Origin of the sequence: Streptomyces sp. NPDC024017 (assembly GCF_040638895.1) — a bacterium.
Taxonomy (GTDB): domain Bacteria; phylum Actinomycetota; class Actinomycetes; order Streptomycetales; family Streptomycetaceae; genus Streptomyces.
In genome coordinates this window covers 260,079-273,058 of record NZ_JBEZYZ010000002.1, presented here as the reverse complement: position 1 = coordinate 273,058, position 12,980 = coordinate 260,079, and the positions used below count along the sequence as shown (strand labels likewise).

Below are 12,980 nucleotides of genomic sequence, written 5' to 3'. Positions count from 1 at the left end.
GGTCATCTGCCCTTAACTGACGAGCGCATCCGGCTTGCCCTTGCTGCGCGGCCGTTCCTCGACCATCTTGCCCCAGACGATCATCCGGTACTTGCTGGTGAACTCCGGCGTGCACGTGGTCAGCGTGATGTAGCGGCCGGGCTTGGTGAATCCGGACCCCGTGGGCACGGGATTCAGGACGCTCGTATTGCTCGGCGGCGTCACCGGCAGGATCGACGCCATCTTGTAGACGAAGTACTCGTCCTGCGTCTCCACGACGATCGGATCGCCCGGAGCGAGCCTGTTGATGTACCGGAACGGTTCTCCGTGGGTGTTGCGGTGGCCCGCGAGCCCGAAGTTCCCGCTCTTGTCACCGGGCATCGCCGTCTTCAGCGCACCCTCGGCGTAGTGGCCGACCATGCCCCGGTCGAGCACACCCTTGCTGTTGGTGCCCTCGGCGATCGGGACCACCACGTCCAGCTTCGGAATGTGCAGGATGGCGAAGCCCTGCCCCGGCTCGAAGGCCCCCGGGTTGCGCTTGCCGCTCGCCCAGTCGTTCTGGAGGCTGCTGGCCTCCTTGCCGGCCTGGGCATGCGCCTGCACGTTCGTCCACCACAGCTGGTAGGTGACGAACAGCAGCATCAGCACGCCGGTGGTGATGAACACCTCGCCGATCGCCCGGCTCGCGACGACCGCCGGACCGGGTTTGCGCGCCCGGGCCTGCCGCCGCGCCTCGACCCGCGACAGCGGCGCCCGGGAGCGGCTCCCGGTCTCGGAGTCGGTCGGGGCGGCCGACGGGGAGTCCGACGCGCCGCCATGACGCCCGTGACGGCGCTTGGCGGCCTTTCTGCGGGCCGCGCGGCCTCCCTGGGCGGGTCCGGCCCGCCGCGAGGCGGACGAAGCCGGAGAGCCCGCTGTGGAGCCGCCGGTCCTCGACGGTGGCTCCGGTATCCGCAGCGCCACCGTCTCCTCGTCGACGGGCGGAAGATACCGATCGTCCGGGACGGACCCGTACGACGCGTACGGGTCCGGCTGCGGCGGGCTCGACTGCGGCTGCGGCTGCGCTCCCGGCCCCGGCGGATACGGCTCCGGCTGCGGGGACGCGCCGTACTCCCCTCCGCCCGACCAGTCCTCGAACGCGCCCGACGCCCCGTACGACTGCTGCCCGTACGAGGTGTCGGACTCGCGCTCGGGGCGCAGCGCCGTCACGCCGAGGCCCTGCCCACCACCGGGGCGAGCCCGGCCGACCTCGCCACCGCGCCCTGGTCGCCGCACTCCACCAGCCAGTTGGCCAGCATCCGGTGCCCGTGCTCGGTCAGCACTGACTCGGGGTGGAACTGCACACCCTCGACTGGCAGTTCACGGTGCCTGAGGCCCATCACGATGCCGTCGTGCGTGCGGGCCGTGACCTCCAGCTCCGCCGGGACCGTGGCCGGCTCGGCGGCCAGCGAGTGGTAGCGCGTCGCCGTGAAGGGCGAGGGCAGGCCCGCGAAGACACCGCCACCGCTGTGCTCGACCAGCGAGGTCTTGCCGTGCAGCAGCTCGGGCGCGCGGTCCACCACACCGCCGTACGCCACCTGCATCGACTGCATGCCGAGGCAGACACCGAAGACCGGGACGCCCGTGCCCGCACAGTGCCGGACCATGTCGACGCAGACGCCGGCCTGCTCCGGCGTGCCGGGACCCGGGGAGAGCAGGACCCCGTCGAAACCGTCCTGCGCGTGCGACGTCGACACCTCGTCGTTGCGCAGGACCTCGCACTCGGCGCCCAGCTGGTACAGGTACTGGACCAGGTTGAAGACGAAGCTGTCGTAGTTGTCGACGACGAGAATGCGCGCACTCACTGGTTGTCCACCGTCACATCGTTGAAGGGCAGCAGCGGCTCCGCCCACGGGAAGACGTACTGGAAGAGGACGTAGACCACGGCCACGACCAAGACGAGTGAGATCACTGCCTTCGCCCACGTGTTCCCCGGCAGATGCCGCCAGATCCAGCCGTACATGCCGTCCCTTCCGTCGTACCACGGCACCAGACCCACGCCGTACAGCCACCAGACTAGCGGCGCAGCGCCTCTGGTTTCCCGGCCTCCACAGGCTGGGTGGAGTCCAGGTGCGCCCAGACGATCAGCCGGTGACTGTGCCCCCACTCCGGTTCGCACGTGGTCAGCGTCAGGTACCGGCCCGAACGCGTGTACCCGGATGTACGTGGGACAGGGTCGATCACCTCGATGTCCGAGGGCACTGTTTTGTACGGGCCTTTGTCGATCCGATACGTGAACCAGGTCGTACCGTCGGTCAGCACCACAGCGTCACCGCGCCTGAGCTCGGGGAAGTCCTTGAAGGGGTCGCCGTAGGTGCGGCGGTGACCGGCGACCGCGAAGTTCCCCCTCTGCCCGAGCTGGGCGGTCTCGGCGTAGTGCCCGAGGCCCTTCTTCAGCGTGCCGGTGCCGGTGCCCTCAAGCACGGGCTTGTTCCACGTGAAACCAAGCCGCGGGATGTACATGATCGCGAAAGGCCTGCCCTCGGCGTAGGGCGCGGGTTTCGCGGGACCCCCGGGGGAGCCACCGGCCGGCGGACGGGGCTTCGACCACTCCTTGCGGAGCAGATCGATCTGGTCGTCCATGACGCCGTCGGCCCGCACCCCGGTCCAGAAGAGCACGTAGACCACGAACAGCACGATCACGCTGCCGACGGTGATGCACAGTTCGCTGACGGTCCTGACGATCACGCGCACCGGCAGCTCCCCCGGTCCGGCTACTGCTCCACAGGCTTCGCGTAATGCAGATCCACTGTGCCCGAGTAGCCGGGCAGAGTCACCGGGCCGTTCTCCTCGACTTTCCATCCGAGCCCGTAGACGTTGACGTAGACCATGTAATTCTGGATCGCCGGGGACGCCGCGAGCGCCTTCTGCAGCTTGCCCGGGTCACCGACCGCCGTGATCTTGTACGGCGGCGAGTAGACGCGACCCTGAAGGATCAGGGTGTTGCCCACGCAGCGCACCGCACTGGTGGAGATCAGCCGCTGGTCCATGACCTTGATGCCCTTGGCCCCGCCCTGCCACAGCGCGTTCACCACGGCCTGGAGATCCTGCTGGTGGATGACCAGGTAGTCGGGCTGCGGCTCGGGGTAGCCGGGGAGCTTGGCGGTGGCGTCCGGCGGGGCGTCGTTGAGCGTGACCGAGAGCGAGTCGCCCTTGAGCTTCTGCGTGCCCGCACGCTCCTCCAGCTCGGCGAGCTTGGCGTCCTCCGCCTTGGTGCTGCCGTCGTCGCGCTCGGCCAGGGCCTCTATGTCCTGGCGCAGGGTGCCGTTGGTCTCGTCCAGCTCGCCGTTCTCACGGCTGCGCTCGTGGATGAGGTCGGACAGCTTCAGCAGAGAGGAGTCCGTGCGGATATTGGTGCCCTTGGCGGTGTCGAAGCTGGTGAAGAAGATGAGCCCCGCGAGAGCGAACACGGCCGCCGTGAGGACGCGCACCGGCCGAAAACGGCGCGAGCGCTCAGGGGTGGATCCCGTCCCGGGGGAGTCGGCAGAATTGCTCAACGTACCCTTATCTCCTTCGGCGCGGCGGAAGCACTACGCTAACGGACGCCCGGGGGAGCAATCGGAGTCCCCTTACGCTGCCCCAGACCGACCCAGTTACCTGCGCGGCCACGCAGCGCATCGACAGGAGAGACCCTCGTGCCGAAGTCACGTATCCGCAAGAAGGCCGACTACACGCCGCCGCCCGCGAAGCAGGCGACCGCCATCAAGCTGACCAACCGTGCCTGGGTCGCGCCCGTCATGCTGGCCATGTTCCTCATCGGTCTGGCCTGGATCGTCGTCTTCTACGTGACCGACGGTTCGCTGCCCATCGACCAGCTGGGGAACTGGAACATCGTGGTGGGCTTCGGCTTCATCGCGGCTGGATTCGGTGTCTCGACCCAGTGGAAGTAGCGGTCACCGCACGGTGAACGCAGCTCTGCCCAGGGTTGTTCGCTGAGTTATCCACAGCGGTTTTCCACATGGGGATAATGAAGACGATCTGTGGATAACCCGTTGGACGTTGACGCCGGTATGACGGAAGTACCGGCACTCGAAAACTTGTTCGCCTCCTGTCTGACCTGCGGAAACGCGGGTCGATGACAGGGGGCACATGTGTTCCCGCACCCTATGCACAAGATCCGACACCCGCTGTGGACAACGCCTGCTCAGACGAGCTGCGCGGTCCTCAGAACGGTCATCAGGACGACCACGCCCAGGACCAGGGCGCAGGTGCCGTACTGGACCAGTGCGCGGCGCTCGCGCGGGGCGTGGACCATGGCGTATCCGACGGCGACACCGGCGACGAGGCCGCCGATGTGGGCCTGCCAGGAGATGTTGAACCCCGGGCTGAAGGTGAAGATCAGGTTGATCACCAGCAGTGCGATGATCGGCCGCATGTCGTAGTTGAGCCGGCGCATCAGGACGGCCGTCGCGCCGAAGAGGCCGAAGATCGCGCCGGAGGCGCCCAGGGTCGCGGTGGTCGGCGATGCCAGCAGGTAGGCCAGTGCGCTGCCTGCGAGTCCGGAGATGAAGTAGAGCGCGAGATAGCGGACGCGGCCGAGCGCCGCCTCGAGCGGGCCGCCGAGCCACCACAGGCTGAGCATGTTGAACGCGATGTGCCAGATCTCCTGGTGGGTGAACATCGACGTCACCATGCGGTACCACTCGCCTCCCGCCACGCCCTGTGTGGGCGTGAAGGGTGCCGGCGGCCAGGCACCGAGCAGGACGATGTCGTTCAGCAGCGACTCGTGGATCTGGACGGCGATGAACACGGCCAGGTTGATCCCGATGAGGATCTTGGTCAGCAGCCGGGGGTCGGCGGCGATGGAGCCGCCCGCGATCGTCCGGGGCATGGCGGCCGTGGGCGCGTGGCCCGTGCCGGAGCCGGTGCGGACGCATTCGGGGCACTGGAAGCCGACGGAGGCGTTGACCATGCACTCGGGGCAGATCGGGCGCTCGCAGCGGGTGCAGCGGATGCCTGTCTCGCGGTCCGGGTGGCGGTAGCACATGGGGACGCTGTGGGCGTCCTGCGGGCTGCCCGCAGCCTGGTCGTCCATGGTCTCCCCTAGGTCGTGTGAGAAAAGCCCGCCCCGCTCATCCTTACGGACGGGCGGGGCGATTGGTTCCCTGCGGGAGCCTCAGCGCTCAGCGGGTCTCGATGACGACCGACTCGATGACCACGTCGTTCAGCGGACGGTCGGTGCGCGGGTTCGTCTGGATCGTGGCGATGGTGTCCACGACCTTCTGGCTCGCCGCGTCGGTGACCTCGCCGAAGATGGTGTGCTTGCGGTTCAGCCACGCCGTCGGGGAGACGGTGATGAAGAACTGCGAGCCGTTGGTGCCCGGGCCTGCGTTGGCCATCGCCAGCAGGTAGGGCTTGTCGAAGCGCAGGTCCGGGTGGAACTCGTCTTCGAACTGGTAGCCGGGACCGCCGGTGCCGTTGCCCAGCGGGTCGCCGCCCTGGATCATGAAGCCACTGATCACCCGGTGGAAGACCGTGCCGTCGTAGAGCTTGTCCGTGGACTTCTGCCCCGTCTCCGGGTGGGTCCACTCCCGCTCGCCCTGGGCGAGCTCGACGAAGTTCTTGACCGTCTTGGGCGCGTGGTTCGGCAGAAGCCGGACTTCGATGTCGCCGTGATTGGTCTTCAGGGTGGCGTAGAGCTGCTCAGCCACGATCTGCCTTCCGTTGTCTTTCCGTGACTCCCTGATCCTCGCATGGACGGGCCCTGTCGTCGCCCGACCCCGGTGCAGCGGGGGGAAACCCTCGGCGGGCGTTCACAGAAAACCAGTCGAGTAGCCCCGGGGCGGGGGCGCTCGGCGGCGATCCGTGGCATTGTCGACGACAAGCTCCTGTTGCCCCCTATTCACCGCTATGGCACGTGATCGACGCTGGATGCCGGTTCGCGTGACCCGGATGCCCGCCCGCGCATGCCTGGTCGTGCACCGGGAGGCATGATCCGTAAAAGGGTGGAAAGTCGAAATACCGTACGCCACCGAGGAGGAGGAACCCGTGACCCGCATCGACAGCGTGCGCGCCGCGACTGGTTCGGCGAAGGACAGCGTGCTGCACGCCGCGGAAGTGGTGGCGCCCTACGCCGACACGGCCAAGGACAGGGCCGCGCACTACGCACACGAGGCACGCGTACGGCTAGCGCCCAAGGTGACGCAGGCCGCAGGGCAGGCGCGCGTCCAGTACGGCACCCATGTGCAGCCGTATCTGGAGCAGGCCCGCACGCATGTGCCGCCGAAGGTCGACCAGGCCGCCCAGGAAGCCGCCGAACGCACCCGCAAGGCCGCCCGTCAGGCGGCGCTGTACTCCCGGCCGAGGATCGAGCAGGCGATGGCTGCGGCCGTGCCCGTCACGACCGAGGCCACGGCACGGAGTGCGGCCGCCATGGCCGCGCTGCGCGGTCAGGTCTCGCCGAAGGAGATCCAGAAGCTGGTCCGTCGGCATGAACGGCGGGCGAAGGCCGGCCGGGCCATGAAGACGCTGGCGATTCTGGGTGCCGTCGCGGGCGGTGCTTTCGCCGCGTGGAAGTGGTGGGACAAGCAGGCCAACCCGGACTGGCTGGTGGAGCCGCCGGCCGCGACGGAGGTCCCCGAGTCGGGGCACCTGTCGTCCGTGGACGGCACGGGTCAGTCGGTTCTGGACCCGGAGGTCGAGGCGAAGCAGGCCGAGGACGAGGCCGCGCGGCGCGACGACCGTTCCTGAGGGCGCCGGATTCAACAGCACGGCGGGGCAGGAGACTTGAGGGTCTCCTGCCCCGCCGTGCTTGTTTCACGTGAAACAAGCGTCACCGACCTTCGACGGGTGCGCAAAAATGCCCTCCGAGACCGCGTTTCCGCAGCTCGGAGGGCATTTCCAGAGTGGAGCCTAGGGGAGTCGAACCCCTGACATCTGCCATGCAAAGACAGCGCTCTACCAACTGAGCTAAGGCCCCGTAAGGGGACGTCCGACCGGAGAAACCGCATCCCGGCGGGCGTCGGAGACCAGAGTACCGGGTCTCCCCCGTGGTTCCGCAAAAAGATTGGGGGTCCCCGTCGCCGACCACTCTCCGTAAGATGCTCGGCGTGGTTCGCTACCGCGAACCGCCGTACATGGGGAAGCGATGGGGAGACGCAATGGACGCCGCACAGCAGGAAGCGACCGCAAGAGCGCGGGAACTGCAGCGGAACTGGTACGGGGAGCCACTGGGGGCGCTCTTCCGTAGGCTTATCGACGATCTTGGTCTCAACCAGGCTCGTCTCGCGGGGGTTCTGGGACTGTCCGCGCCGATGCTGTCGCAGCTGATGAGCGGTCAGCGGGCGAAGATCGGCAATCCCGCTGTGGTGCAGCGGGTGCAGCTGCTGCAGGACCTGGCGGGGCAGGTCGCGGACGGCAGTGTGAGCGCGGCCGAGGCCACTGAGCGCATGGAGGAGATCAAGAAGTCACAGGGGGGCTCGGTGCTCAGCAACACCACCACGACGACGAGCAGTTCGGGGGCACCCACGGTCAAGCGCGTCGTGCGCGAGATCCAGTCGCTGCTGCGGTCGGTCGCGGCCGCGGGCGACATCATCGACGCCGCCGACACCCTCGCCCCGACCCATCCGGAGCTGGCAGAGTTCCTCCGGGTCTATGGCGCCGGCCGCACCTCGGACGCCGTCACGCACTACCAGTCCCACCAGAGCTGATCCCACTGCCCGGCCGCCGAAGGGGGTTCGGCAGCGGGCTGCGGGTGAGGTGACGGGGGACGCGTCGCGGTACGGACGGGCACGAGGGGGCGTGTTCCGTACGGGGGACCGATCGACGCGAGGGGGATGTATCGCTCATCGGGGGAGTCGGGGGGACGTTCATCGGGGGAGTCGGGGGGCGTTTCGCCCGTAGGGGAGTCGCAGCGCTCGCCGAGGGGGAAGCAAGGGGGGAAGCCACAGGGGGAGGAGCGACGTACAGCCATGGGTGAGGTCTTCGCCGGCCGGTACGAACTGGTCGACCCGATCGGACGCGGAGGGGTCGGTGCCGTCTGGCGCGCCTGGGACCATCGCCGCCGTCGCTACGTGGCCGCCAAGGTACTGCTCCAGAGCGACGCGCACTCGCTGCTGCGCTTCGTCCGGGAACAGGCCCTGCGGATCGACCATCCCCATGTACTCGCCCCCACCAGCTGGGCCGCAGACGACGACAAGGTCCTGTTCACCATGGACCTGGTCGCGGGCGGATCCCTGGTCCATCTCGTCGGGGACTACGGCCCTCTCCCGCCTGCTTTCGTCTGCACGCTGCTCGATCAGCTGCTGGCGGGCCTGGCCGCGGTGCACGCGGAGGGCGTCGTGCACCGTGACGTCAAACCCGCCAACGTGCTGCTGGAGGCCACCGGCACGGGTCGGCCGCGGCTGCGGCTGTCCGACTTCGGCATCGCGATGCGGCTGGGCGAGCCCCGTCTGACCGAGACCAACCTCGTGGTCGGGACGCCCGGTTATCTCGCGCCCGAGCAGATGATGGGCGCCGAACCGGACTTCCCCGCCGACCTGTTCGCCGTAGGGCTGGTCGCGCTGTATCTGCTGGAGGGCGCCAAGCCGGACAGCAAGGCGCTCATCCAGTACTTCGCCGAGCATGGGACGCCGGGTGCGCCCAAGGGCATTCCGGAGCCCTTGTGGCAGGTGGTGGCCACGCTGCTCCAGCCGGATCCGGAGGCGCGGTTCCGTACGGCCACGGGGGCGCGCAAGGCGCTCGCCGCCGCCGCGGAGCTCCTCCCGGAGCCCGGCCCGGACGACGAACTGATCGAGATCTTCGACCAACTGGGTCCGCTTCCCCGGGGGTTCGCCTCCGAGGGGCCGCTGGAGAGAGCGAAGGGGCTCGGCCCGAGGGACGAGCCGCCCGGCCCGGGGACGGGCGAGGAGCGCTCCCGGCGGGAAGAGGACGAGGGCGAGCTGTCGGTGTCCGGCGGACAGCACCCCGAGCCCCACCGGCAACGCGGCACGACGGGTCCGACCGACCCGTCGTCCGGCTCCGCCCGGCAGCCCTCCATGTCGGACACCGGCAGCTTCCATCTGCCGCCTCCGCAGACCACCGTCACCTCGTCACCCACGCCCGGACAGTCCCACCCCGCCCCGGCCCACGCCCCGCACCAGCAGGCTCCCGTCTCCCCCTACGACACCACGCACCGGCTGTCCCCCGCCCAGCCACTCCCACCGGTGTACTCCGGCCCGCCCCTGCCCCCTGCGGAGCAGTACCGCACGGACGCCTCCACAGCCTCGTACACCACCCGAACCCCGCAAGCCCCACCGATCGGCCAGACGCCGTCAAGGCACCGGGCGCAACGGCCCGTGCGCCCCGGGCCTCCGGCCAAGGTGGCGGTGCCGCTGCTGCTCCTCGCGCTGGCCTGCTACGCGGTGGGCTTCTGGGCCTTGACCCACATCTGAGCACGATCGGGCAGCGAGGCCGGGGAGCACCCGGGCCCGTCCGGCGCTCTTCCTACGCGACGCTCCTCCGCCGAGCCATCACGGTCCACACCCCGAGCCCCACCAGCAGTGCGCTCCCGGTGCCGATGCCGCCCACGGCGAGCGCCCTCATGGCGGTGTCGTCCCGCGCGGCCACACCCTCCGCCGCCGCCTCCCGGTCCTGGTCCGAGACCTCGAAGACGCCCCCGGGCTCGGACTCCCCCGCGTACTCGGGCCCGCTCCGCGCCTCCCCGCTCACCCGGACGCGCAGCGTCATCACGAACGGCCCGTTCCCGAAGGGGCCGGCGACGCCCTCCGAGAGATGGGCGACGAGGTAGTAGGAGCCGGCGAAGCGCAACGCGCTGACCTGTGCGGTGGCGGCGTAGCGGTTGGCGTGGTCGACCGGTGGCAGGGGAGGTAGGCTCCCGGACTTCTGGTCGCCGTTGTAGCCGACGCCCACGCCGGCGACGCGACCGCGTGCGGGGTTGTAGAGGGACAGGTCCAGCGCGTCGGTCGCATAGCCGGTGCCGCCGGAGCTCGAGCTGCCCAGGTCTGCGGTGACGGAGACCTGCTGTCCCCAGTCGACCGGCACCTCGTAGAAGAGTGTCTGGCCGGGCCGGATGTCGTCCCGCCAGACTCCCTGGTCGAGAGGGGTCGCCCCGGTGAATCCCGCGCCGCCCTTCCGGCTCTCGGCCTCTCCCTGGAGCGGCTGGGGCGTGGCGGAGTTCCACGCCTGGGGCGCGCTGGACGCCCCGGGCTTCGCCGTCCGCGGTTCCGTCATGGCGGCGAGCTCCAGATCCCAGGCTTCCGGCGAGGAGCCCTCGCCCTTCGGGTCGACGCGCTCGACGGACACGAAGTACGCACCGGCTTTCCGACACAGCGACTTGTTGGGCGAGATCTCGCGCATGCCCCACGCCGCGATGGGGTGGGGGCTGCGGGCGGCCCCGAAACTCGCGGTGTCGACGGAGCAGGAGTTGCCGTCGGCGTCCTGTACGGACACCTTGACCCCGTCGATGACGGAGACCGTGCTGCCGGGGGAGGGGACGGCGGTGACGGAGACGTACGCGTTCGTCGTGGTGTCGAGTTCGAGGCGGTAGCTGACCTTGCCGCTGCTCGGCAGGGAGCTCTTGTAGGTCCCGCCGGGCTTCAGGAGTGCGGCGTTCCCGGTGCTCCTCGCTCCCTCGACGCTCTGCGCCCCGTCGGCGAAGGCGTATGGGCTCGGACCGGAGGCCTCCCCGGCGGCGGCCCGTCCCGGCACCACGGCCGCTGTCGTTATCAGCACCACCGCCACAGCGGCGATGCGCACAGCCACCGCCGGACGGTGGCGCCACGCCCTCGCACGCCGCCCCCACGCCGTACGACACCGTCCCCTCACGCGCCACCCCTCACCGTCGCCGGACCACAAAGCCGCGAAGCCGTGGCCCATCCTGCCGCGCCGGCCGGGTCCGCGACCGGCCCTCGGCACACAAAACCCCGACCGCGAGGCGGCCGGGGTGTGCTCGGTCTGAGTTGTCGTGACTCACGAACCCGTGGGCACGGAGTCAGTCGCCTCCGTCCACAGATCCTGCTCGGCGCGATCCGCCTGGATCTGGCGGTACACGAGGAGCCCGCCGATGGCGGCCAGTGCGACCAGGAGAAGCTTCTTCACCGCGCGACCTCGTCTTTCGTTGACGTAGGGGACTTCTGGCGCCCGACTATACACACCGACCGAGACCGATCGGTGACCTGAGTCGGCCCTCAACTCCCGTCCCGGGAACCGGGATAGAAGCGGAGTTCACCGCTCCGATCGGAGGGTGATCACACCTCGACGGACGGTTACTTTGACCTCCCTTCGCCGCTCTCCTCACCATTTCACCCCTCTTGCGCCCATACGGGTGGTGTTCATCTGAACATCGACGCGCCACGGGCGTAGGTCCACCACTTCTCGGCCCGCATACACATCATGAGGAAAGTACGCAAATCGCCCAACCCGAAAGTGAGGGGCCATGGCCCGGAACAAGGTCATGAAGCTGTGGACCACCATCGTCACCGCCTTCCTCGCGCTGTGCACGGCGCTCGGACTCATCACCACGACCGCCGCCGCGGCCGTACCGCAGACCGAGCAGAAGAGCAACAGCAACGGCGCGAGCATCCCGCAGCAGCGGACGGCGGCACCGGCGGCGTTCCCCTGGTCCTCCCCCAAGGCCCTGCCCCCCACGATGAAGCAGCGCATCCGCGCCGAGGCCCACGGCAAGACCCCCCGCTGCCGGCACCGCTCAACCGCGGACACGGCGGCCTCCCCCGGCACCGACTGCACCGACGAGGACCCCGACGCCGAGGCGGACCATCTCACGCCCCTGCAGCGCTGAACTCCCGGAACGACATCCCCGGCGATCCTGCGTACAAAGCCCGGCAGCTCGGCAGAGCGGCCGGGCTTACGCATGTCCGTGCAGCGGCCTCGGGTCAAGGGCGTACCCGGCGGTGGGCCGTCCCGGCTCGGAGCCTGGTGCGGCCGTGCACTGCTGTCCGTGCAGGCCGTAGAGGTCAAGGACCGGCCTGAGAGACGTCAAAGACCCCCAGTCGCATTCGACTGGGGGTCTTTTCGCTGGTGGGGCTAACAGGATTTGAACCTGTGGCCTCATCCTTATCAGGGATGCGCTCTAACCAACTGAGCTATAGCCCCGCCGCGCTCTGCGGTGTGTCCCGCGCGCTGACTCCTGAAGATTAGCGCACGACGTGGGCAGTCCCAAAATCGGTTGTCGGGACAACGTCAAAGGACGTCACTCGTCCTCGGCGAGCGTCAGCTCGACACCGCCCACGAAGCCCGCGGACAGGTTGTAGATGAACGCGCCGAGCGTCGCGAGGGCGGTCGCCAGGACGACGTCGATGACCGCGATGATCGACGTGAACATCAGGACGTTGGGCAGCGACAGGAAGGCCTGCAGGTCGAAGCCGTTGGACTCGTTCGAGCCGGTGGCCTCGGAGATCGTGCCGCCGACCGTCGAGAAGACGCCCATCGCGTCCATGACCATCCACAGCACGGCGGACGCGACGATCGTGCAGATGCCCAGGGCGATGGAGAGCAGGAAGCTGACCTTCATCACCGACCACGGGTCGGCCTTCGCCACCCGCAGCCGCGCCTTGCGGACGCGGGGTGTGGTGCGCGCCCCCGTACGCGGCCGCCGTACGGCACCGGCATCGGCACCGGCGCCCGCTCCGGCCGCAGCCTGCTGCTGCGCGGGGTAGGCCTGCGGCGGGTGGTACGGCCCGGCCGGCTGCTGCGCCTGCCGTTCCCCGGGCAGGGGCGAGGCCGTGCCCGGCTCCTGTGCGGCCGGCTGCGGCTGCGCGCCGGAGGCGGACGGGCCCGCGCCGGCCTTGTGCTGCTGGGTCTGCGGACCTCGGGTGTCCGTCACAGTTCCCCCCTGGGATCCATGCGAGTCAGGCGAGGGCGCGTCCTTGGTCGGGGACTTGATCGCCTTCAGGTTGGTCGTGTGCGGGTCCGCCGCACGCGCGGCGGAGCCACGGCCGCCGTCGTCCGTGTCCGTACCCCTCGAGGTACCGCTCGGTCCGGCGCCCGTGGCTCCGCTCACGCTG

At 69.4% G+C, this 12,980-nt stretch carries 15 protein-coding genes and 2 tRNA genes; 5 read left to right on the top strand and 12 right to left on the bottom strand.

Annotated elements, in window-relative coordinates; all coding sequences use genetic code 11:
- Positions 1 to 12: 12 nt before the first annotated feature.
- From AB0G20_RS06020 to AB0G20_RS06000, 5 genes are read right to left on the bottom strand one after another with little or no spacing between them, the layout of a single operon-like run.
- Positions 13 to 1,188 carry a class E sortase gene (locus tag AB0G20_RS06020; RefSeq protein ID WP_361296441.1) on the bottom strand — a complete coding sequence of 392 codons (1,176 nt, stop codon included), beginning with the start codon at positions 1,186 to 1,188 and terminating at the stop codon, positions 13 to 15.
- Positions 1,185 to 1,823, bottom strand: coding sequence for an aminodeoxychorismate/anthranilate synthase component II (locus AB0G20_RS06015; protein ID WP_361296438.1), 639 nt, complete (start codon positions 1,821 to 1,823; stop codon positions 1,185 to 1,187). The genes AB0G20_RS06020 and AB0G20_RS06015 overlap by 4 nt, the downstream gene beginning before the upstream one ends.
- Entirely contained in the window at positions 1,820 to 2,017 is a 198-nt protein-coding gene (locus AB0G20_RS06010) for a hypothetical protein (protein WP_037668147.1), read from the bottom strand. The genes AB0G20_RS06015 and AB0G20_RS06010 overlap by 4 nt, the downstream gene beginning before the upstream one ends.
- A gap of 17 nt (positions 2,018 to 2,034) precedes the next feature.
- On the bottom strand, positions 2,035 to 2,712 hold the full coding sequence (locus AB0G20_RS06005) for a class E sortase (protein WP_361296435.1): 678 nt from the start codon (positions 2,710 to 2,712) through the stop codon (positions 2,035 to 2,037).
- 20 nt (positions 2,713 to 2,732) lie between these two features.
- Positions 2,733 to 3,515, bottom strand: coding sequence for a DUF881 domain-containing protein (locus tag AB0G20_RS06000; protein WP_361296432.1), 783 nt, complete (start codon positions 3,513 to 3,515; stop codon positions 2,733 to 2,735).
- A 138-nt stretch (positions 3,516 to 3,653) separates the two neighbouring features.
- On the opposite strand from AB0G20_RS06000, the gene crgA reads away from it, so the two are divergent.
- Positions 3,654 to 3,908: a cell division protein CrgA gene (gene crgA / locus AB0G20_RS05995; protein WP_030665812.1), complete on the top strand. Its 255-nt coding sequence runs from the start codon at positions 3,654 to 3,656 to the stop codon at positions 3,906 to 3,908.
- A 254-nt stretch (positions 3,909 to 4,162) separates the two neighbouring features.
- Here crgA and AB0G20_RS05990 read toward each other — a convergent pair whose 3' ends face one another.
- Positions 4,163 to 5,053 carry a rhomboid family intramembrane serine protease gene (locus AB0G20_RS05990; RefSeq protein WP_361296429.1) on the bottom strand — a complete coding sequence of 297 codons (891 nt, stop codon included), beginning with the start codon at positions 5,051 to 5,053 and terminating at the stop codon, positions 4,163 to 4,165.
- An 88-nt stretch (positions 5,054 to 5,141) separates the two neighbouring features.
- Positions 5,142 to 5,669 (bottom strand): peptidylprolyl isomerase, encoded by a 528-nt coding sequence (locus AB0G20_RS05985; RefSeq protein WP_361296426.1) that lies wholly within the window; start codon positions 5,667 to 5,669, stop codon positions 5,142 to 5,144.
- A 337-nt stretch (positions 5,670 to 6,006) separates the two neighbouring features.
- On the opposite strand from AB0G20_RS05985, the gene AB0G20_RS05980 reads away from it, so the two are divergent.
- Positions 6,007 to 6,708, top strand: a complete 702-nt coding sequence (locus AB0G20_RS05980; protein ID WP_361296423.1) for a DUF5324 family protein — start codon at positions 6,007 to 6,009, stop codon at positions 6,706 to 6,708.
- 156 nt (positions 6,709 to 6,864) lie between these two features.
- On the opposite strand, the gene AB0G20_RS05975 is transcribed toward AB0G20_RS05980, so the two are convergent.
- A tRNA-Ala gene (locus tag AB0G20_RS05975) sits at positions 6,865 to 6,937 on the bottom strand.
- Between the two features lie 181 nt (positions 6,938 to 7,118).
- Here AB0G20_RS05975 and AB0G20_RS05970 point away from each other — a divergent pair.
- Positions 7,119 to 7,667 (top strand): DNA-binding protein, encoded by a 549-nt coding sequence (locus tag AB0G20_RS05970; protein WP_361296420.1) that lies wholly within the window; start codon positions 7,119 to 7,121, stop codon positions 7,665 to 7,667.
- A 261-nt stretch (positions 7,668 to 7,928) separates the two neighbouring features.
- On the top strand, positions 7,929 to 9,389 hold the full coding sequence (locus tag AB0G20_RS05965) for a protein kinase (RefSeq protein WP_361296417.1): 1,461 nt from the start codon (positions 7,929 to 7,931) through the stop codon (positions 9,387 to 9,389).
- 52 nt (positions 9,390 to 9,441) lie between these two features.
- On the opposite strand, the gene AB0G20_RS05960 is transcribed toward AB0G20_RS05965, so the two are convergent.
- Together AB0G20_RS05960 and AB0G20_RS05955 are read right to left on the bottom strand one after the other, a co-directional pair.
- Positions 9,442 to 10,719, bottom strand: coding sequence for a hypothetical protein (locus AB0G20_RS05960; protein ID WP_361296414.1), 1,278 nt, complete (start codon positions 10,717 to 10,719; stop codon positions 9,442 to 9,444).
- 207 nt (positions 10,720 to 10,926) lie between these two features.
- The gene (locus AB0G20_RS05955) at positions 10,927 to 11,055 is read right to left on the bottom strand and encodes a DLW-39 family protein (protein WP_003999697.1); all 129 of its coding nucleotides are present in this window, start codon (positions 11,053 to 11,055) and stop codon (positions 10,927 to 10,929) included.
- A 337-nt stretch (positions 11,056 to 11,392) separates the two neighbouring features.
- Here AB0G20_RS05955 and AB0G20_RS05950 point away from each other — a divergent pair, with 337 nt between their 5' ends.
- Complete coding sequence (locus tag AB0G20_RS05950) at positions 11,393 to 11,755, top strand: DUF6344 domain-containing protein (protein WP_361296411.1); 363 nt, start codon at positions 11,393 to 11,395, stop codon at positions 11,753 to 11,755.
- 237 nt (positions 11,756 to 11,992) lie between these two features.
- Here AB0G20_RS05950 and AB0G20_RS05945 read toward each other — a convergent pair.
- Positions 11,993 to 12,069: transfer RNA gene (locus tag AB0G20_RS05945), tRNA-Ile, on the bottom strand.
- Positions 12,070 to 12,166: 97 nt separating this feature from the next.
- Positions 12,167 to 12,976 (bottom strand): DUF3566 domain-containing protein, encoded by an 810-nt coding sequence (locus AB0G20_RS05940; protein ID WP_361296408.1) that lies wholly within the window; start codon positions 12,974 to 12,976, stop codon positions 12,167 to 12,169.
- Positions 12,977 to 12,980 lie beyond the last annotated feature (4 nt).